Source organism: Candidatus Nanopelagicus abundans (genome assembly GCF_002288305.1).
Taxonomy (GTDB): Bacteria; Actinomycetota; Actinomycetes; order Nanopelagicales; family Nanopelagicaceae; genus Nanopelagicus; species Nanopelagicus abundans.
The window spans coordinates 412,248-431,086 of record NZ_CP016779.1 but is presented as its reverse complement, the minus strand read 5'-3'; the positions used below and the strand labels follow the sequence as shown (position 1 = coordinate 431,086).

Here is an 18,839-nt window from a genome sequence, read left to right as displayed (position 1 = left end):
TTGTGCATGTAGTAATTATGGGTTGTGGGCGCGTTGGATCCACCCTAGCCGTAGATCTTGAAAAATCTGGTCACACCGTTGCGGTAATTGATCAAAACCGAGAAGCATTCCGCAGATTAGGCGCTGACTTTAATGGTCGCACTATTGCAGGAGTTGGCTTTGATCGAGACACTCTGCTGGAAGCTGGCATCGAAAAAGCTGATGCATTTGCCGCTGTTTCAAATGGTGATAACTCAAATATATTAGCTGCAAGAGTTGCTAGAGAAAATTTTGGTGTTAAAAATGTAGTTGCTCGTATTTATGATCCAGGTAGAGCTGAAATTTATCAGCGCCTTGGTATTCCAACTGTTGCGACTGTGCTTTGGACAACTGATCAAATTATGCGCCGACTAACTCCAGACGGAACTAAATCAGAGTGGCGCGATGCAACTGGAAAAGTTTTATTAGTTGAAGTTAGCCTTCATAAAAGTTGGTATGGCGAAGCATTTTCACTAATTGAAAAAAACACCTCAGCCAGAGTCGCCTTTATAACAAGATTAGGTGAAGCTTTATTGCCTGATGAGCACACTGTTTTGCAAGAAGGAGATCTAGTTCATTTATTGATTGAAGAAAAAAAGATCTCATCAGTGGAAAAAACTTTAGCAGCAGCTATAGAGGTGAATTAATGAGAATTGCAATTGCAGGTGCTGGAAATGTTGGTAGAGCTATTGCTCGTGAGTTATTAGGAAACGGTCATCAAGTTTTACTAATCGATAAAGACCCAAAAGCCTTAAAACTAGACTCTGTTCCAAATGCAGAATGGTTACTTGCAGATGCCTGTGAAATTGCTGCACTAGATCAAGCCAAATTAGATGGCTGTCAGGTATTAGTAGCTGCAACTGGTGATGACAAGGTTAATTTAGTCGCTTCACTGCTTGGAAAAACTGAGTATGGCGTTCCAAGAGTTGTCGCTCGGGTAAATCACCCAAAAAATGAGTGGATGTTTGATTCTTCTTGGGGAATAGATGTTTCAGTATCAACACCTCGAATAATCTCTGCTTTAGTTGAAGAAGCGGTCAGTATTGGTGATGTTGTTAGGTTATTTTCATTCCGAAAGGGTGAAGCAAACTTGGTTGAAATTACTTTGCCAGATACCGCATCTTGTTGTGGCAAAACTGTTGGTGAAGTTGAACTACCTGAAAATGCCGCACTTGCTGCGATCGTTCGCGATACTCATGTAATCACACCAAAAGATCATGATGTTTTCACAGCCGGTGATGAGCTGTTATTTGTAGCATCTTCAGTTGCTGAAGAAAAATTAAAGTCCTGCTTTATTTAAACTACTTTAGTAGTCGGTGTCTTTCTTAAAATCTGCCATGTACCCCAGGCGGTTGCAAGAAATAATGGATAGCCCATAATTATTCGAGCACTTCCAAGGGCGTTTATATTTCCACTCTTATAAAGTGGGTATTGAATAAGTAATCTGGCGGTAAACATTGCCACCCAAAGCCAACCAGCATTTATATATGCTTTAAGTCGAGCTGGATCTTTTCGCCACATTAAATTCTCACCCAGAATTGGCCCGAGCATTAAACCTAAGATTGGCCATTTTGCTAAATTTGTTAGCGCATATAAAAGTCCATAGCCAGCATTTATATATAAACCAGGTAAATAAAAGTCAGCAGCATTACCACTTCGCTTTGAAAATAGAGCGCAGATCCCAACTCCTACCAAGCCTGAAAATGCGTGCTGGATTGTCTCCCGCTTTACTAATCTAAGAATTGTTAAAATAATTGAAAGCGTGACTGCTGCCCAAATTGCAGCATTTGTATTTCTGCCAGATACGTTAAAAACTATTAGAAAAAATAAGGCAGGTAATCCTGAATCAATTAATCCGCGCTTGCCACCGAGTGCTGAAACAACCTTATCTTTATCCTCATTATTTCCCTGATAACTCATGAACCAGTTGATCCAAACCCGCCACTTGATCTATCTGAGCCAGGTAAATCACTAACTTCAACAAAATCTGCTCGCTCAACTTTTTGAATAACTAATTGCGCAATTCGATCACCCTTTTTAAATGAGACAGGTTGTGTTAAATCATGATTAATTAAAATAACCTGTAATTCACCGCGGTATCCAGCATCAACGGTGCCTGGCGTATTAACCATAGAAATTCCATGCTTAATTGCAAGTCCAGATCTTGGGTGTACTAAGGCAACATAGCCATTTGGTAGAGCAATGCTTATGCCAGTTGGAACTAACATCCGCTCCCCTGGATTAATTGTGAAATCAATTCGAGTGGCCAAATCTGCTCCAGCATCGCCCGCCTTTGCATATGAAGGCAGTGGCACAGTTGGATCTAAGCGCTTAATTAAGATTTTAGTCATGGGTTTATGTCAAAATCTGGGTCAACAAATGCCATTAACTCTGGATGCTGCGTTAGATGATCTTTATATTGCTCAGTAAGATTTTTAATAAAGTGCTCCATTGGTACTGAAATAAATAACGCTGCTGCTTTTACGGCTATTTCACCGGTAGGTGAATCTAACCTTCCTTCTGCTTGAGTATAGATCTTTCGACCTGCTTGTCCAGTAATTCTGGCATCAATATAAAGTGTTCGACCCATTGGCACAGGTAATAAGAAATCGGTTTCTAATCTGCCGGTCACTGCAGGAGTTCTAATTAACCACATCAATTTTCCTAATGCTTCATCAAAAGCTAGCGATAATAATCCGCCATGAGCAAGACCAGGAGCACCTTGATGATTTACAGTTACCGTAAAATTTCCAGTCAAATCTAAATTTTCACCAGCAATAGCTGTGAAGTGCAGACCTGTTATATGCAACTCACCACAACCAAAGCAGTGACCGAAGTGAGATGGAATTTGTGATTTAGCAGCCGGCGCCTTTAGATGTCGCTCTGGCATAACTGCATCAGGTGGGGCAACGGTACTGGCAATTCTGGTCATTGGCAGAGCGTATCCTTTATCTCATGGCAAGATCTAATTCTAAATCTGAGTTCGCTGAGCGAATTAATTGGCCGATCTGGCTTTGGCTATTTATCGCCATGATGATCGCCTCACTTTACCTGACTATCTGGGCACCATTTAATACTATGACTGCGGTAATTATTTGCCTACTCGCTACTTTCGCTATTATCTATAGCAGCCAAAAAACACGATTAGATATAGTGGTAATTAATAATTGGCTTTATGTTGGAAACGCTAAAATTGAAAGTAAATATATTAAAAAAGCTACAGCTCTTGATAAAAATGCTTACCTTAAGTTACGTGGTGTGCAGGCAGATCCAGCCTGTTTTAATGCAACTAGGTTTTGGGTATCCACCGGTGTTAAGGTTGAAATTATGGATAAATCAGATCCAACTCCATATTGGTTAATCTCTAGCCGTAAAGGGAAAGCGTTAGCTGCTTGTCTTAATTAATCGCAATCTCGACATACTGCTTTAGGACCCTCACCGCGAACTCGTTGATTAACATGTTTAACTAAAAAGCAACGACTACAAGTAAATTCATCCTCTTGCTTAGGAACAACCTTTACCGATAGCTCTTCACCAGATAAATCAGCGCCAGGAAGTTCTAGATTTTCAGCAGCCTCTGCTTCATCAATATCAACTTGGCCAGATTGAGCATCAGCTCGTTGTGCTTTTAACTCTTCAAGTGATTCTTCATGTAACTCTTCATCGGTTTTTCTGGGGGTGTCGTAATCAGTTGCCATCAGTCACCTCCTTCTAAATAAGTAAATCTTTCTATCTTCTTTACTAGAGTATTAATTACTCCAACTGGGCGGATAATCCCCTAAAAGTGATAGTTGTACCTAATTAACAGTAGGCGTGTCGGAATTATTCCTGATTTAACTGACGAGTACGACGCTCAGCCTCAGCTTTTCGCCATTTTGCGATCTCACCATGGTTTCCAGATAACAAAACTGGTGGAACTTCTAATCCCCGCCAAATTGCAGGCTTTGTGTAGTTTGGATATTCAACTAATTGTTCATCATTATTACCAGAGATTGAATGTGATTCCTCTTTTAATGAGTCAGGATTTCCTAACACACCAGGTAGTAATCGAGCAGTTGCTTCAATAATTACCATTGCCGCAACCTCACCACCACCTAAAACATAATCACCAATTGAAACCTCATGAACTTTAAAATTTGATTTAGCACGATAGTACTCACCGACTCTTGCATCGATTCCTTCATACCTACCGCAAGCAAAGATTAATTGTTTTTTCGATGAAAAAAGAGTGGCCATCTTTTGATCAAATTTTTTACCTGCTGGTGTAAGAATAATTAAATCAACCTCAGATTTATCATCAGCAATAGCATCAATAGCATCTGCCCATGGATCAGCAAGCATCACCATGCCAGCCCCACCACCATATGGAGTGTCATCTACGCTGTGGTGAACATCAGTTGTCTGATCCCTAAGATCATGAATATTAATTGACAGTAAGCCTTTATCAGCTGCCTTACCCAATAGGGATAATTTAAGAGGTTGTAAATACTCTGGAAAGATTGAAATTAGATCAAAGCGCAACATCTAATAGCCCCTCCGGTGGATTAATCACAATCTTTTTCTTTTCCACATCTATTGAAATAATTATCGCAGCCACCATGGGAACTAATACCTCTTTGCCATTACGCTCAATTGATAAAAGATCTTGCCCAGGTAGTTTAACAATCTCAGTAACTACTCCTACTAAATCACCTTTTTCTAAAAATACTTCACACCCAATTAGTTGTTGGTAGTGATACTCCCCTGGTGCTAGCTGATTAATATCAACATCAGCCGACATTAATTGATCACGTAATTCTTCTATTTGATTACGATCATTAATTCCGATGAATGAAAGAAGTAAAACTTGATTATGCCAACGAGATGATTTGATCTCTAGTTCTTTACCGTTATCGAGAGTTAATTTATTTCCGATTGAAAATCTTTGATCTGCATCATCGGTTCTAACCTCGATTGTGGCTTCACCTAAAACTCCATGTGCGCGGCCAATACGACCTACGACAAGTTGCAAATTAACGAACCTCGTCTGCCTCAATTAGATCAACTCGAACTGAGCGACCAGCGATTGCGCTGACTACAGTGCGAAGTGCTTTTGCAGTGCGACCATTGCGGCCAATTACTTTGCCAATATCTTCTGGGTGAACACGAACTTCAAGAGTTGTTCCGCCGCGAGAACTTTTTTCAGTAATTACAACCTCAGCAGGATTATCAACAATTCCTTTTACTAAATGCTCTAATGCTTCATCAATCATTATTACTCTTTTGCAGGTGCATCAGTTGGCACCTCATCAGCCTTCGCAGCAGGTGCTTGCTCTACAACCTCAGGAGCTGCTTCAACTACTGCAGCCACAACTTGAGCACTGGCAACAGCTTCGCCAACTTCAGGAACTGCAACCTTTTTCGAAACTACTGGTGGTACATATGCTGGCTCAACAATAATTTCACCATCAGCGCCACGACGCTCTTTAATCTTGGTTGCTTTACCAGTTAATTTACGTAGGTAGTAAAGCTTTGCTCTACGTGCTGAACCATGCCGAACAATTTCAATTCTTTCAATAACTGGAGTGTGAACTGGGAATGTTCGCTCAACACCAACACCGTATGAAATCTTACGAATAGTAAATGACTCACGAATTCCAGCACCAGAACGTGCGATGACTACACCTTGGAAAATCTGAATACGACTTTTGCTTCCTTCAATAACTCGAACGTGAACCTTCAGCTCATCGCCGGAACGAAAAGATGGGATGTCTGTGCGAAGTGAGGCGGCATCAACAGCATCTAACACGTTCATTATTTGTCCTAATCGCTAAATTTATGTCAATCAATTATTTTGAATGAACCCGTATCTTGCCACGCTAGGGGTGATTAGATCAAATTAGAGGTAAAAGTTGTGCGTGCAGGGCTGGACCTGCGCATACAACTAGATCCTTATTTGCCGGCCCACCTGCCCGGCCTGAGATTACAGCGCCGGCCTGTGTTGCAATCAAACCACCAGCTGCATGATCCCATTCATTTAATGATGCTTCAAAAAATCCATCAAGGGATCCCATTGCTACATAACAAAGATCAACTGCTGCTGCCCCGTTTCTTCGCAAATCACGAATTCGTGGCAAGAGATTTGATATCACTTGTCCTTGTGTACTTCTTAGATCTAAATCATATGCAAAGCCGGTAGAAAGTAATGCTTTATCTAATGTAACTGGATCATTACATTTAATTTTTTCTCCGTTATAAGTTGCATCACCGCCTCTAACCGCACTCCATAATCCATTAATGCTGGGTGCGTAAACCACACCAACTAATACGCCGTCTTTGTCTTTTGCTGCAATTGAAACATTCCAACCTGGTAGGCCATATAGATAATTCACTGTGCCATCTAATGGATCAATTACCCAAGTTATTCCAGATTTACTTGCCCTTGCTGCTCCCTCTTCGGCGATGATTCCATCATCTGGGCGAGAGTTGAGAATTTCTCTAACAATTAACTCCTCAGCTTGCTGATCCATTTGAGTGGCAAAATCAACTGCCGAGCTTTTCTCAGTAAAGGTAAAGCTGCTAGGACGGTTCATTAAATGAGAACCGGCCAACTTTGCCACCGTATGTGCTAACTTCAACAATTCTGTGCTCACCGGGTTATCTAAGCATGAAAAGTAAAGCCAGTTTCGTGTGTGGCAGATTTAACCCGCTGATTACTTGTGGCAATCTACTCTCATGAGTGAACCAACTGATCTACGCTTAATCGGGCGTTCCGCCGATGGCAGTGAGTTGGAATTAGTAGATTTAGATGGAAATCAATTTAACTTAAGAATTAGCGATACTTTGCGAGCAAATATAAGCCAACCAAGACTTTCTGCAGTTTCAAATATTGAAGAAGTAATTACCACATCAGTTAAAGAGGTGCAGGCAAGATTAAGATCTGGTGAGAGTATCGATGCCATCTCTCGCACCACTGATTGGTCGATTGAGAAGATTGAAAATTACGCAGGTCCAATCTTGCAGGAACGAGCTTTTATTATTTCTCAAGCTCTCGCCACTCAAATACGCCGTGAACCTCATGCACCATACCTTGAAACAGCTGTTGCTAATCAACTAACTCCTAGAGGTGTTGATATGAATTCAGTTGAGTGGAACACATTTCGCCAACCTGATGGAAATTGGAACTTAACACTTTATTATCCACTTCGCGATGATTCACCAAGTGATACCAAAGGTGAAGCAGTTTGGTTATTTAATTTAGGTCGACGTGCACTATCAGCACATGATGATGGCGCTAGATGGATTGGTGGCGAGGCAAAGGTTAAGCCACCAGTTCAAACGTATGGAAATATTCCACAAACTGATGCCCCAAGATTAGTTTCAATTAAAGAGGATGTAACACCATATGCACCAACTAAATTAGCTTCAGTTGATGAAGTTAATGAGGTTGATGATGAAGCAAAGCGTGATGGTGTGACTAGAAGAATTAAAATTCCATCATGGGATGACATTATGTTTGGTAAAAAAGATGAAGACTAAGTAAGTAAGAGCGGGATTTCCACTTCGATATCAGTAATACCACCATGGTGGCCCACCATTGAACTCTCCTCTTTTACTCTAGCTGGATCAATAATAATTAAATCATCATTTGCAATGGCAATTAAATCTCCCATTCGATCAGATGCATCTTCACTTACAACTGGGCCAAATAATCCATCAGCAATTGCCTCTGATTTACTAAAAACTTTCGTACTATCACCTAAAAATTCTCGCCACTTGGCAACGGTTTCTTCCTGAGCACCTTCATTAATATAAATATGCCTTGCTCTTGGCTCACCACCAATTAATAAGACATTCTCTAATAAATCATTATCCTGACCTAAAATAATCTGCTTGGTGCTATTTACCATTCCATGATCTGATGTAATCCAAATGCGAGTTCCAGTAGGCACAGATTCTTTAACTTTTGTTATAAATTCACTTATTTGAGCAAGTGCAGTTAGCCATTTATCAGAGCCAACTCCATCACTGTGTCCGGCTGAATCTAAGGTATTTAAATATGTATAAACAAATGATGGTTGTGGCACTAATGCATTGCTAACTGCTGTAACCATTTCATCAATACCATTTGCTCCAACATATTTAGCACCACGTAGTGCTGCTTGTGTAAAACCACTTCCTTCATACCTTTTAGCTGCCACATGTGTAACAGATACACCTGCTAAAACCGCGCGTTCAAATAAAGTAGGAACTTTTTGCCACATTACTGGATCTACTCGCTCATCCCATTTAAGGGCGTTTAATAATCGATTATCACTTCTAGGAACTCTGACTGTGTAACCAAGCATGCCGTGAACACCAGGAAGTACCCCAGTTCCTAAAGTTGAAAGACTTGTTGCGGTAGTTGATGGAAAATTTGTATAAATTGTTCTCACATTCTTTAACTCTTCAAAGATTGGGAATTGATCACCATATTTATTTACTGCATCTTGACCCATGCCATCAATTAGTATCAAGCACTCTCGCATATTTGCTTGCTTAAGTGCTAAATAATCAGTTGTATCGGCAACATTTAATGCGGAAAATATCGAGTTAGTAAGGTGGGATAAACCAAATTGTTGATTAATTTTCCCACTATTCATAGCGCAAGGATACCTATCTTAAGAAATTAGTAAGTAATGGGCTTGTCGCTGACAAGAAAGTGAGGAAATATTGGCAAGATAGGCGCATGGCCAAAACACCTAAAGTAGTTGCACCTAAAGCAGGGGAAAATCCTGGCCGAATAATTGATATCGATGTTGCCTCTGAGATGTCAGAATCATTTTTAGAGTATGCATACTCAGTAATTTATTCTCGAGCTCTTCCAGATGCTCGTGATGGTTTAAAGCCAGTACAACGCCGTATTTTGCATCAGATGAATGAGATGGGACTTCGTCCTGATAAGGGTCATGTGAAATGTGCAAGAGTTGTTGGAGATGTAATGGGAAAGCTTCACCCCCATGGTGATGGCGCAATTTATGATGCAATGGTTCGAATGGCGCAATCCTTTTCAATGCGGTTGCCATTAATTGATGGTCATGGAAATTTTGGTTCATTAGATTCAGGCCCAGCTGCTATGCGTTACACCGAATCACGCCTTGCACTATCGGCAATGATGATGGTTGATGAATCAGATGAAGATACGGTTAATTTTGGTTCAAACTATGACGGTCAGATACTTGAGCCACAAGTACTACCTGCCGCCTTTCCTAACCTTTTGGTAAATGGTGCAACTGGTATTGCAGTTGGTATGGCCACAAATATGGCGCCCCATAATCTAGGTGAAGTTATTGCTGCGGCTAAATTGTTAATGGAAAATCCCAAAGCAACATTAAAACAATTGATGAAGTTAGTTCCAGGTCCTGATTTTCCAACTGGTGGTTACCTAGTTGCAACTGAGGGAATATCTGATGCTTATGCCAATGGCCGCGGCTCATTTAAGGTGCGAGCAACAACTGTGTTTGAGAAGATTTCATCTCGTAAGCAGGGAATCATTATTACTGAACTTCCATATAATATAGGTCCTGAGAAAATTGTTGAAAAAATTGCTGATCTCGTTAAGGCTAAGAAAGTGCAGGGAATCTCAGATATCGTTGATTTATCCGATGGCCAATCTGGCACAAAAGTTGTCGTTGAAATTAAAAATGGTTATGAGCCAGCTGAAGTATTAGAAAATCTCTATCGCTTAACTCCAATGGAGGATGCATTCTCAATAAATGCAGTTGCCTTAGTTGATGGTAAACCGCTGACCCTTGGTCTTAAGGATCTTTTGCAGGTATTTATTGATCATCGCATTGAGGTAGTAAAGCGCCGCTCAGCTTTTAGAAAGGCTAAAGCACAATCTAGATTAAATCTGGTTGATGGCTTACTGAAGGCAATTGTTGATATTGATAAGGTAATTAAAATAATTAGAGCAAGTGAGGATGCCACCATTGCTAAGGCAGGCCTGATCAAAACATTTAAGTTAAGTGATGAACAAGTTACCTATATTTTAGATATGCCACTGCGTAGATTGACCAAGATGAGCAAAATTGAACTTGAATCTGAAGCCAAAGAATTAAAGGCTACAATCTCCTCCTTAACTGCAATCCTAAAAACTGAGGAGAGCATCAAAGCTAAAGTGTCTGAGGAGCTATCTGAAATTGAGAAAAAGTATGCCTCTCCTCGCCGCACCCGCCTTGTTGCCTAAGCAACTTTGATATCAACTAACGCCCTAGAACTTCGCGCTGCCGCAAGACTTCTGGTCAAAGATGTAACGGTAAGAATTAACCGTGGTGATCGAATTGGATTTGTTGGTAGAAATGGCGCTGGTAAATCAACTCTGGCAAAGGTTTTAGCGGGTGAAGTTATGCCTGCTGGTGGTGTTGTAAACCGAAGTGGAAAAATTGGTTACTTGCCGCAGGATCCAAGAACTGGTGAAGATCAAGGAACTGTGATCGATCGAATTCTTTCAGTTCGTGAATTAGATCAGATTGCTAAACGTATGCGCGCAGTTGAAGAAGAAATGGCAACCTCGCAAGGTGCGGAACTTGAAAAAGCAATGGAGCGCTACACCAGAGTTGAACATGATTTTTCAGCAGCGGGTGGCTATGCAGCATCTGCTGAAGCAGAAGCAATTGCCTCATCCTTAGGTGTTCCAAATAATCTTTTTGATCAAGAACTAAACGCCCTATCTGGTGGACAACGCAGAAGAATTGAGCTTGCCAGGATTTTATTTTCTGGGGCAGAAACTTTGCTTCTAGATGAACCAACTAACCATTTAGATGCTGATTCTATTATTTGGCTGCGGGAGTACTTATTTAAATATGCAGGTGGTTTAGTAATTATCTCCCACGATGTAAACCTGATTGAAACAGTAGTTAATAAGGTTTTTTATATCGATGGAAATAGAAATGTAATTGATGTCTATAACATGGGCTGGAAGCAATACTTACTACAACGTGAGCAGGATGAGCATCGCCGTAAGCGAGAGCGCGCAAATGCTGAGAAGAAAGCTGAAATCTTGCAGAAACAGGGTGAGAAGATGCGAGCTAAAGCATCTAAAGCAACTGCAGCGCAAGGAATGCTTCGTCGCGCTGAAAAACTGCGCAGTAGCTTAGATGATGTGCGAGTTAAAGATAAGGTGGCAAAGCTTCGCTTTCCAACTCCATCACCATGTGGGAAGACGCCAATCTCTGCTCATGACTTATCAAAATCTTATGGCTCACTTGAAATCTTTACTGATGTTGGCGTAATTATTGATAAAGGTTCCAGAGTAGTAATTTTAGGATTAAATGGCGCCGGTAAAACAACGCTACTTCGAATTTTAGCTGGCGAGCTTGAATCAGATACTGGTGAAGTAGTTGGTGGTCATGGTTTAAAAATCGGTTACTACGCCCAGGAGCATGAATCACTTGATTTTGAAAGATCAGTCCTGGAAAACATGATGTCAGCTACTGCAGATATTAGAGAACCTGAAGCTCGTAATGTGCTTGGATCTTTTTTGTTTGTCGGTGATGATGTACATAAACTAGTTAAGGTTTTAAGCGGTGGGGAGCGAACCAGGTTAGCACTTGCCACTCTGGTAGTAAGCGCTGCAAATGTGCTTCTATTGGATGAGCCAACAAATAACTTAGATCCAGCATCTCGTGATGAGATTTTGGCGGCGTTAAGTGAATATCAAGGCGCAGTAATTTTGGTATCTCATGATGAAGGCGCAGTAGCTGCATTAAAACCAGAGCGAGTGATTTTGTTGCCAGATGGTGATGAAGATTTATGGAAAGAAGATTATTTTGATCTAATCAGTATTGATTAAGCGTCAATCCGCTCTCGATCAATATCAGCTGATGAAATAAAGTCCTTACGGGGCGCCACTTCATTACCCATTAATAATTCAAACATTGCCTCAGCCTTTGTAACATCCTTCATAGTAATTCTTCGAAGAGTTCGATGTTCTGGATCCATTGTGGTCTCACGTAATTGATCCGCATCCATCTCACCTAATCCTTTATAACGCTGAATTGGTTCCTTCCATCTCTTGCCATCTTTCTTTAATCCTGCGATAACTTTCTTCATCTCATCATCTGAGTAGGTGTAGTGAACCTCCCCTTTCTTGCCACCAATAACATCAATTCGGTGAAGTGGTGGAATAGCTGCAAATACTCTGCCCGCTTCAACAAGTGGTCTCATATATGAGTTAAATAAAGTAAGGAGTAAGCAACGAATATGGGCACCATCAACATCAGCATCTGACATCAAAATAACTCGGCCATATCTAGCGTCATTAATATCAAAGGACTTTCCACTACCAGCACCAATGACTTGAATAATTGATGCACACTCATTGTTTTCAAGCATCTGCGATAGTGATGCTTTTTGTACATTTAAAATCTTTCCTCTAATTGGCAAGATTGCTTGAAACTCAGAGTTTCTAGCGGCCTTAGTTGTGCCAAGAGCGGAATCTCCCTCAACGATAAATAATTCAGTCCTAGCTGCCTCATCAGATCTGCAATCAGATAATTTTGTTGGCAGAGATGAACTCTCTAGCGCATTCTTTCGCCGTTGTAGATCCTTATGCGCCCTTGCTGAAATTCTAGTTCTTGAGGCATTTGCAATCTTCTCTAATATCAAACGCCCAGTTGCTTTATCAATTCTCTTAGTCGTATTAAAAAACGCTTTCATTTCATCAGCTACTACCTGTCCAACAATTTTGGCAGCAGCAGCTGTTCCTAATACTTCTTTAGTCTGTCCCTCAAATTGCGGCTCAGACATACGCACAGTTACGACAGCGGTTAAGCCCTCTTGAACATCATCTTTAATTACATCAGCTTCATTATTTTTTAAAGTTTTTGTAGCCCGCAGTGCATCATTTACTGCTTTAGTAATTGATTTTTCAAAACCTGCAACATGTGTGCCACCTTTTGGGGTAGAAATAATATTTACAAAAGAGGGAATAGTTGCTTCATAACCATTACCCCACTGCATTGCAATATCAACGCCCATCTCGCGCTCAACTTCTGTTGGGGTCATATGACCCTTCTCATCTAATACTGGAACATTTTCACTATAAGCTCCTTGCCCAGAAATTCTAATTACCTCACCGACCGGGTCATCAGGTCGCAGGAATGTACAAAACTCTGAGATACCACCTTTATGGAAAAAAGTTTCAGTAGTTTTTGTTTTAGTTCGCCGATCATTAACCACCAAGGTAATTCCAGGTACTAAGTAAGAGGTTTGCCTAGCTCTTGCATAAATATCTTGAATTTCTAACTCTGCCTCTTTTAAGAAGATCTGCTTATCAAACCACCACTTAATTCTTGTGCCAGTTACTTTGGCCGATACTTTTCCAATAACTCTAAGTCCTGATTTTTCACTAAAACTAGCATTCGGTCCATCTCCTTCAAAAATACCAGCATGGCCGCGTTTAAATGACATCCAATAAATTTTGCTATCTCGATCAACTTCAACATCAAGGCGAGAGGCAAGTGCGTTAACAACTGATGCACCAACTCCATGTAATCCGCCAGAGGCAGCGTAGGAGCCACCACCAAACTTTCCACCGGCATGAAGTTTTGTCATAACAACTTCAACACCAGTAAGTCCAGTCTTTGGTTCTTTATCTACTGGAATACCACGACCATCATCGTGGACTTCAACTGAACCATCTGCTTCTAAATTAATTTCAATTGTTTTGCAATGACCTGCTAAAGCTTCATCAACTGCGTTATCAATTATTTCCCAAAGGCAATGCATAAGGCCACGTGAATCCGTAGTACCGATATACATACCGGGGCGTTTTCTAACAGCATCTAATCCTTCAAGGACAGATAAATCTTTGGCGGTGTAGCTGCTAATAATTGCCGCAGAGGTGCCATCTTCAGGTTTCACACTCTTAGTCGCCACGGGTGCAAAGGTTATCGGCGGTGATACCACATATAGTTAACCCTCGCCGCGATTGACCCATATTTATTGCTAATCGATATCAAAATGAGATTATTTACACATATTCACAGCATTTAAGCGCAAAAATTTACTTAATTGAAACCAAATATCAAGCGGGGAATAAAGTATTCATGGTTTGATGTTCCCCTAGGGAAGAAGAAACGGAGCAGGCGATGACTAACCAGATCACGATGGAACAAACTCCATTAAATTCATTAGACCGTTGTGACCGTTGTGGTGCGCAAGCTTATGTGCGCGCAATCCTTATCTCCGGTGGTCAATTACTATTTTGTTCACACCACGCTAAATCTTATGCCGAAGGATTAAAGCCAGTAGCGGCTGTAATCCAGGATGAAACCCAGAAATTAGCTAATCAAGCAGCTAAATAATTACTCGCTAGCAAATCCAGCATCGCGGTGACTACCATCGCAAAATGGCTTTTCCTTTGATGCACCGCATCTGCATAGTGAGAAATCTGTCTTAGTTTCAACAACATTTCCATCTGCATCAACAAAATCTACAGTTCCAGTAACTCTAATTGACGCATCTTTCTTAAACTGCATTTTTACTTTATCACTCATTTTTTCACTCTTCCTTAATCTAGGTAATCGCGTAGTACTTGAGAACGAGATGGATGGCGAAGCTTTGACATGGTCTTAGACTCAATTTGGCGAATACGTTCACGAGTTACCCCGTAAACCTTGCCAATTTCATCCAGTGTTTTTGGTTGTCCATCAGTTAAACCAAATCGCATTGCTACTACTCCTGCTTCTCGCTCAGATAATGTATCAAGAACTGAATGAAGTTGCTCTTGTAATAATGTGAAGGAAACCGCATCAGCTGGCACGATCGCCTCTGAATCTTCGATTAAATCACCAAACTCAGAATCACCCTCTTCACCAAGTGGGGTGTGAAGTGAGATTGGCTCACGGCCATACTTTTGCACCTCAACAACTTTTTCAGGTGTCATATCTAATTCTTTAGCTAACTCCTCAGGTGTGGGTTCTCTTCCCAGATCCTGAAGCATCTGGCGCTGCACTCTGGCCAACTTATTAATAACTTCAACCATGTGTACTGGAATACGAATTGTTCTAGCCTGATCTGCCATCGCTCTAGTGATCGCCTGCCTAATCCACCAGGTGGCATAGGTTGAGAACTTATAACCTTTTGTGTAATCAAACTTTTCAACTGCTCTAATTAAACCTAGGTTTCCTTCTTGAATTAAATCCAGGAATAACATTCCTCGTCCGGTATAACGCTTTGCGAGAGAAACTACTAAACGAAGGTTTGCTTCTAGTAGATGATTCTTATCCCGGCGGCCATGAAGCACAATTTGTTGATACTCACGCTTTAATTTCTTATCCATCTTCTTATCTTTTGCTAACCGCTCTTCAGCAAATAAGCCAGCCTCAACTGATTGAGCAAGGGAAACCTCAAGCTCAGCATTTAATAGCGGAACTCGTCCAATTAACTTCAGATAATCTTTAACTGGATCAGCCGTCGCGCCCGCAGTTAATACTGTTTGTGCTGGTGCGTCATCCTCTTCAGAATCTTTAAGTACAAATGAGTTTGCTTCATTTTGCGATTCCTCAGCAACATTTACAACTCTTATTTCAGGAGTGCCGTCCTCAGTAGCCGCCTCTTCTTTATCTTCAATTAATGACTCAAGGTCTTCAATTTCAACCTCTTCTAACTCAACCTCTTCGCCATCAATTTTAACCTTTGCGATTTTGCCATCTTTTTGGGTAGCAGTTGGCTTTGGCGCAACTGGGGTAATTAACGCCAACTCACTCTTCTTAAGCATTCTAAATGGTGAAAGACCTAACTTGCGAAGCTTCTCTACTTGCTTAGGAACAGTTAACTCTAATTCGCGGGCAATTAAAACTAAATCTTGATCTGCTTTTTTAACAATTCTATGAATATTATCGATGCCGCGGCCTTGTAGTTCAGCTAGTACATTCTTTTGTTGAATTACTAACTCTTTTATCTTAATAATCTGGGCGATGTCTTTAGCATCTAAAACTGCCTTCTGCGGAATCTTTACAACTTTCTTCGCAGGTTTTACTTTTTTAGCAACGGGTTTTTTAACTGAACTCTTTTTTGTTACAGGTTTTTTCTTACCCTTACCTGCTTTAGCGCCTTTTTTGGGCGCACGAGTTACAGCCACAATTCATCCTTTGTTTTAAGGTCTTTAAACTTTTGCGGTTTTATTTAAACCGCCCAACCCTTGACTATATTATAAATTGTCCACAGCCCTTTATGCACATCCATTTTGGCTAATTTGAGATTTTTTGCAGATTAAGCGCGTTTTTGATGATTGCACCCACCGATTCCACCTCAATTAAGAAGCCATCATGGCCGAATGGAGATGAAATGCTGTGAAGGGTACTCACCTGCGGGGTCAGTTCAGCGATCTCCTGTTGCAAGCGAGGTGGGAAAAGTCGGTCAGTATCAATTCCAACTATATGAAGTGGGATCTTTATTTTTGAAAGTACCGCAGCTACGCCACCACGATCGCGGCCAACATCATGAGAGTTCATTGCCTCCGTTAATGCAATATAAGTATTTGCATCAAATCTTTTAGCAAGTTTTTGCGCTTGATGATCTAAATAAGACTCAACCGCGTATCGACCAGTTTCATCTCCTTGTAACTCGCGCCCAAACCTGACATCCATCTCAGACTCAGTTCGATAGGTTAAATGTGCAATTCTGCGAGCAATTCCCATTCCCTCAATTGGGCCAATCTCTTGTTCATAGTAATCACCATTATTAAAGTTTGGATCAGATTTAATTGCTCTGATTTGTATTGAAGCAGTGCCTATTTGATCCCCAGTTGTCACCGCGCAAGATCCAATTGTGCAGATCGCGCTAACTAACTCTGGATAGGTAATTGCCCACTCCAGGCTTCGCATGCCGCCAAGGGATGGACCAACCGCTAATTGGTATTTCTTAACGCCAATTTTATTTGTAAAAGCTAATTCAGCCTCAACCATGTCTCTAATTGTTAGGGCAGGAAATCTAGATCCCCATCTTTTTCCATCGGAAGCGATAGATGATGGCCCAGTTGAACCTTGGCAGCCACCAATTACATTTGGGCAAACAATAAAATACTTATCAGAATCAAATGGTAAGCCTGGGCCAACCATTTGTGGCCACCAACCATCAACATCTGCCCAGCCAGTCAGTGCATGATTTACTAATATTGCATTATCACCAGCAGAATTTAATTTACCCCAACTTTGATAAGCAATTGTTATATCAGCTAAAACCTCACCTGACTCCAGCGCCAAATCACCAATCTTTAGAAATTGGCGATCACCGGGGTCATGACTTTCTAGCCATGCCCCGGTAACTGCTGGGTTAAAACCACTCATTACTTTTACTTGCTGTTATTATTTAGCAGCAGCAAATGCTTTTTCAAGATCGGCTTGAATATCTTTGATATTTTCAATACCAACAGATAAACGAACTAATCCTGGAGTAACACCTGCAGTTAACTGCTCTGCTGGTGTTAATTGGGAATGCGTAGTTGAAGCTGGGTGAATTGCCAAGCTTCTAACATCTCCGATGTTTGCTACATGTGAGTGCAGATTTAGTCCCTCAATAAACTTCTTACCAGCTTCAACTCCACCTTTAATTTCAAAGGATAGAACAGAGCTACTGCCCTTAGGACAGTACTTGTTAGCTAACTTATTCCACTTTGATGATGGCAAAGATGCATAGTTAACCTTTTCAACCTGAGGGTGCTTCTCCAGCCATGTTGAAACTTGTTTTGCATTTTCAATATGACGCTCCATGCGAAGTGATAATGTCTCAAGACCATGTGAAAGCAGCCAGGCATTAAATGGTGAAACTGCAGCTCCGATATCGCGAAGAAGTTGTAATCTGATCTTAAAGATATAAGAAAGGTTGGCACCAAAAGCTGAACCAACACCTAGTGCTTGGCCGTAAACAAGACCATGATATGACTGATCAGGCTCATTAAATCCCTTAAACCGCTCTGGATATTTAGCATAATCAAACTTTCCAGAGTCAACAATTGCTCCCACGATCGCATTTCCATGACCGGATAGGAACTTAGTTGCTGAGTGCACAACTACATCAGCACCCCACTCAATTGGGCGAATGAGATATGGCGTAGCAACGGTGTTATCAACTATTAATGGAGCACCAAATTCATGAGCAATTTTTGCCACACCCTCGATGTCTAATACATCATTTTTTGGATTAGCAATCGTCTCACCAAAAAATGCCTTGGTATTTGGCTTTATTGCCTTGCGCCAAGAATCTAAATCATCTGGATTCTCTACGAAAGTAACCTCAATGCCATATTTTGGCAATGTGTAATGAAATAAGTTGTAAGTACCACCATAAAGTGAAGGTGATGAAACCACATGATCACCGGCTTGAGCCACATTCATAATTGAATATGCGGTTGCAGCCGATCCTGAGGCGACAAGAAGAGCGGCAACGCCACCTTCTAGTGCAGCAATTCTTTGCTCAACCACATCCTGTGTTGGATTCATAATGCGGGTGTAGATATTTCCCATTTCTGCTAAACCAAATAGGTCAGCAGCATGTTTGGTATCACGGAATTGATAAGCAGTTGTTTGATAAAGCGGAAGTGCGCGAGCGCCCGTTGTTGGATCTGGCACTTGACCAGCATGAACTTGTTGGGTTTCAAATGAATATGACAAAGTAACCTCCCAATTAAAGGTGGCGATAAAAAATTATTAGGGATTACCCCTAAATCTTTTTAGCGAACCACTCTTGCCGATTGCACCTTGCTATCGACCTGGTCTTCACCCGGAGCACCCCACCGTGGTGGAGGGTTGCCGCTTAGTTAGCCGGGGCTATGCACTAAGACTCATGACCTACGCGAA

The 18,839-nt window shown here is 41.1% G+C and carries 21 protein-coding genes, 1 pseudogene and 1 riboswitch; of the genes and pseudogenes, 7 read left to right on the top strand and 15 right to left on the bottom strand.

The annotated features are described in order from the left end of the window. The first annotated feature begins 2 nt into the window (after window positions 1–2). Both B1sIIB91_RS02290 and B1sIIB91_RS02285 read left to right on the top strand, forming a co-directional pair. A complete protein-coding gene (locus tag B1sIIB91_RS02290; RefSeq protein ID WP_095688020.1) occupies window positions 3–665 on the top strand; it encodes a potassium channel family protein in 663 nt (220 codons plus the stop codon). Next, window positions 665–1,318, top strand: a complete 654-nt coding sequence (locus B1sIIB91_RS02285; RefSeq protein ID WP_095688019.1) for a potassium channel family protein — start codon at window positions 665–667, stop codon at window positions 1,316–1,318. The genes B1sIIB91_RS02290 and B1sIIB91_RS02285 overlap by 1 nt, the downstream gene beginning before the upstream one ends. On the opposite strand, the gene B1sIIB91_RS02280 is transcribed toward B1sIIB91_RS02285, so the two are convergent. The 3 genes from B1sIIB91_RS02280 to B1sIIB91_RS02270 are packed head-to-tail and all read right to left on the bottom strand — an operon-like array spanning window position 1,315 to window position 2,950. Further along, window positions 1,315–1,938: a DUF3159 domain-containing protein gene (locus B1sIIB91_RS02280; RefSeq protein WP_095688018.1), complete on the bottom strand. Its 624-nt coding sequence runs from the start codon at window positions 1,936–1,938 to the stop codon at window positions 1,315–1,317. The genes B1sIIB91_RS02285 and B1sIIB91_RS02280 overlap by 4 nt on opposite strands. After that, complete coding sequence (gene dut, locus B1sIIB91_RS02275; protein WP_018227413.1) at window positions 1,935–2,369, bottom strand: dUTP diphosphatase; 435 nt, start codon at window positions 2,367–2,369, stop codon at window positions 1,935–1,937. The genes B1sIIB91_RS02280 and dut overlap by 4 nt, the downstream gene beginning before the upstream one ends. Next, on the bottom strand, window positions 2,366–2,950 hold the full coding sequence (locus B1sIIB91_RS02270) for a PaaI family thioesterase (RefSeq protein ID WP_095688017.1): 585 nt from the start codon (window positions 2,948–2,950) through the stop codon (window positions 2,366–2,368). The genes dut and B1sIIB91_RS02270 overlap by 4 nt, the downstream gene beginning before the upstream one ends. A gap of 23 nt (window positions 2,951–2,973) precedes the next feature. Between B1sIIB91_RS02270 and B1sIIB91_RS02265 the strand changes: the two genes are divergently transcribed. Further along, the gene (locus B1sIIB91_RS02265; RefSeq protein ID WP_095688016.1) at window positions 2,974–3,423 is read left to right on the top strand and encodes a DUF3093 domain-containing protein; all 450 of its coding nucleotides are present in this window, start codon (window positions 2,974–2,976) and stop codon (window positions 3,421–3,423) included. On the opposite strand, the gene B1sIIB91_RS02260 is transcribed toward B1sIIB91_RS02265, so the two are convergent. From B1sIIB91_RS02260 to B1sIIB91_RS02235, 6 genes are all read right to left on the bottom strand, one after another. Next, window positions 3,420–3,716, bottom strand: coding sequence for a DUF4193 domain-containing protein (locus B1sIIB91_RS02260; protein WP_018227410.1), 297 nt, complete (start codon window positions 3,714–3,716; stop codon window positions 3,420–3,422). The genes B1sIIB91_RS02265 and B1sIIB91_RS02260 overlap by 4 nt on opposite strands. 124 nt (window positions 3,717–3,840) lie before the next feature. After that, entirely contained in the window at window positions 3,841–4,539 is a 699-nt protein-coding gene (trmD, locus tag B1sIIB91_RS02255; RefSeq protein WP_420021870.1) for a tRNA (guanosine(37)-N1)-methyltransferase TrmD, read from the bottom strand. Beyond that, window positions 4,529–5,029, bottom strand: a complete 501-nt coding sequence (gene rimM / locus B1sIIB91_RS02250; protein ID WP_095688014.1) for a ribosome maturation factor RimM — start codon at window positions 5,027–5,029, stop codon at window positions 4,529–4,531. The genes trmD and rimM overlap by 11 nt, the downstream gene beginning before the upstream one ends. Before the next feature lies 1 nt (window position 5,030). After that, window positions 5,031–5,270: an RNA-binding protein gene (locus B1sIIB91_RS02245; RefSeq protein ID WP_095688013.1), complete on the bottom strand. Its 240-nt coding sequence runs from the start codon at window positions 5,268–5,270 to the stop codon at window positions 5,031–5,033. Window positions 5,271–5,272: 2 nt separating this feature from the next. Further along, window positions 5,273–5,812 carry a 50S ribosomal protein L19 gene (gene rplS / locus B1sIIB91_RS06140; protein WP_095688012.1) on the bottom strand — a complete coding sequence of 180 codons (540 nt, stop codon included), beginning with the start codon at window positions 5,810–5,812 and terminating at the stop codon, window positions 5,273–5,275. Window positions 5,813–5,891: 79 nt separating this feature from the next. Beyond that, window positions 5,892–6,650, bottom strand: a complete 759-nt coding sequence (locus tag B1sIIB91_RS02235; protein ID WP_095688011.1) for an inositol monophosphatase family protein — start codon at window positions 6,648–6,650, stop codon at window positions 5,892–5,894. Between the two features lie 82 nt (window positions 6,651–6,732). Between B1sIIB91_RS02235 and sepH the strand changes: the two genes are divergently transcribed. Further along, window positions 6,733–7,536, top strand: a complete 804-nt coding sequence (gene sepH, locus B1sIIB91_RS02230) for a septation protein SepH (protein ID WP_095688010.1) — start codon at window positions 6,733–6,735, stop codon at window positions 7,534–7,536. On the opposite strand, the gene B1sIIB91_RS02225 is transcribed toward sepH, so the two are convergent. Continuing rightward, on the bottom strand, window positions 7,533–8,639 hold the full coding sequence (locus B1sIIB91_RS02225) for an alkaline phosphatase family protein (RefSeq protein ID WP_095688009.1): 1,107 nt from the start codon (window positions 8,637–8,639) through the stop codon (window positions 7,533–7,535). The genes sepH and B1sIIB91_RS02225 overlap by 4 nt on opposite strands. Window positions 8,640–8,725: 86 nt before the next feature. On the opposite strand from B1sIIB91_RS02225, the pseudogene B1sIIB91_RS02220 reads away from it, so the two are divergent. After that, window positions 8,726–10,219 (top strand): annotated as a pseudogene (locus B1sIIB91_RS02220) (DNA gyrase/topoisomerase IV subunit A); the annotation flags it as partial. Between the two features lie 12 nt (window positions 10,220–10,231). Beyond that, window positions 10,232–11,830, top strand: a complete 1,599-nt coding sequence (locus B1sIIB91_RS02215; RefSeq protein WP_095688007.1) for an ABC-F family ATP-binding cassette domain-containing protein — start codon at window positions 10,232–10,234, stop codon at window positions 11,828–11,830. On the opposite strand, the gene B1sIIB91_RS02210 is transcribed toward B1sIIB91_RS02215, so the two are convergent. Next, the gene (locus B1sIIB91_RS02210) at window positions 11,827–13,917 is read right to left on the bottom strand and encodes a DNA gyrase/topoisomerase IV subunit B (protein ID WP_095688669.1); all 2,091 of its coding nucleotides are present in this window, start codon (window positions 13,915–13,917) and stop codon (window positions 11,827–11,829) included. The genes B1sIIB91_RS02215 and B1sIIB91_RS02210 overlap by 4 nt on opposite strands. A gap of 212 nt (window positions 13,918–14,129) precedes the next feature. On the opposite strand from B1sIIB91_RS02210, the gene B1sIIB91_RS02205 reads away from it, so the two are divergent. Beyond that, window positions 14,130–14,345 carry a DUF7455 domain-containing protein gene (locus tag B1sIIB91_RS02205; protein WP_095688006.1) on the top strand — a complete coding sequence of 72 codons (216 nt, stop codon included), beginning with the start codon at window positions 14,130–14,132 and terminating at the stop codon, window positions 14,343–14,345. On the opposite strand, the gene B1sIIB91_RS02200 is transcribed toward B1sIIB91_RS02205, so the two are convergent. The 4 genes from B1sIIB91_RS02200 to B1sIIB91_RS02185 form a co-directional block, all read right to left on the bottom strand. Then, window positions 14,346–14,537, bottom strand: a complete 192-nt coding sequence (locus tag B1sIIB91_RS02200) for a CDGSH iron-sulfur domain-containing protein (RefSeq protein WP_095688005.1) — start codon at window positions 14,535–14,537, stop codon at window positions 14,346–14,348. Window positions 14,538–14,551: 14 nt separating this feature from the next. After that, the gene (locus tag B1sIIB91_RS02195) at window positions 14,552–16,123 is read right to left on the bottom strand and encodes an RNA polymerase sigma factor (RefSeq protein WP_095688004.1); all 1,572 of its coding nucleotides are present in this window, start codon (window positions 16,121–16,123) and stop codon (window positions 14,552–14,554) included. Between the two features lie 109 nt (window positions 16,124–16,232). Next, window positions 16,233–17,330 carry a homoserine O-acetyltransferase MetX gene (gene metX / locus B1sIIB91_RS02190; RefSeq protein ID WP_095688003.1) on the bottom strand — a complete coding sequence of 366 codons (1,098 nt, stop codon included), beginning with the start codon at window positions 17,328–17,330 and terminating at the stop codon, window positions 16,233–16,235. An 18-nt stretch (window positions 17,331–17,348) separates the two neighbouring features. Next, on the bottom strand, window positions 17,349–18,653 hold the full coding sequence (locus B1sIIB91_RS02185; protein WP_095688002.1) for a bifunctional o-acetylhomoserine/o-acetylserine sulfhydrylase: 1,305 nt from the start codon (window positions 18,651–18,653) through the stop codon (window positions 17,349–17,351). Window positions 18,654–18,717: 64 nt separating this feature from the next. Next, window positions 18,718–18,831: riboswitch (SAM riboswitch) on the bottom strand. Between the last annotated feature and the right edge of the window lie 8 nt (window positions 18,832–18,839).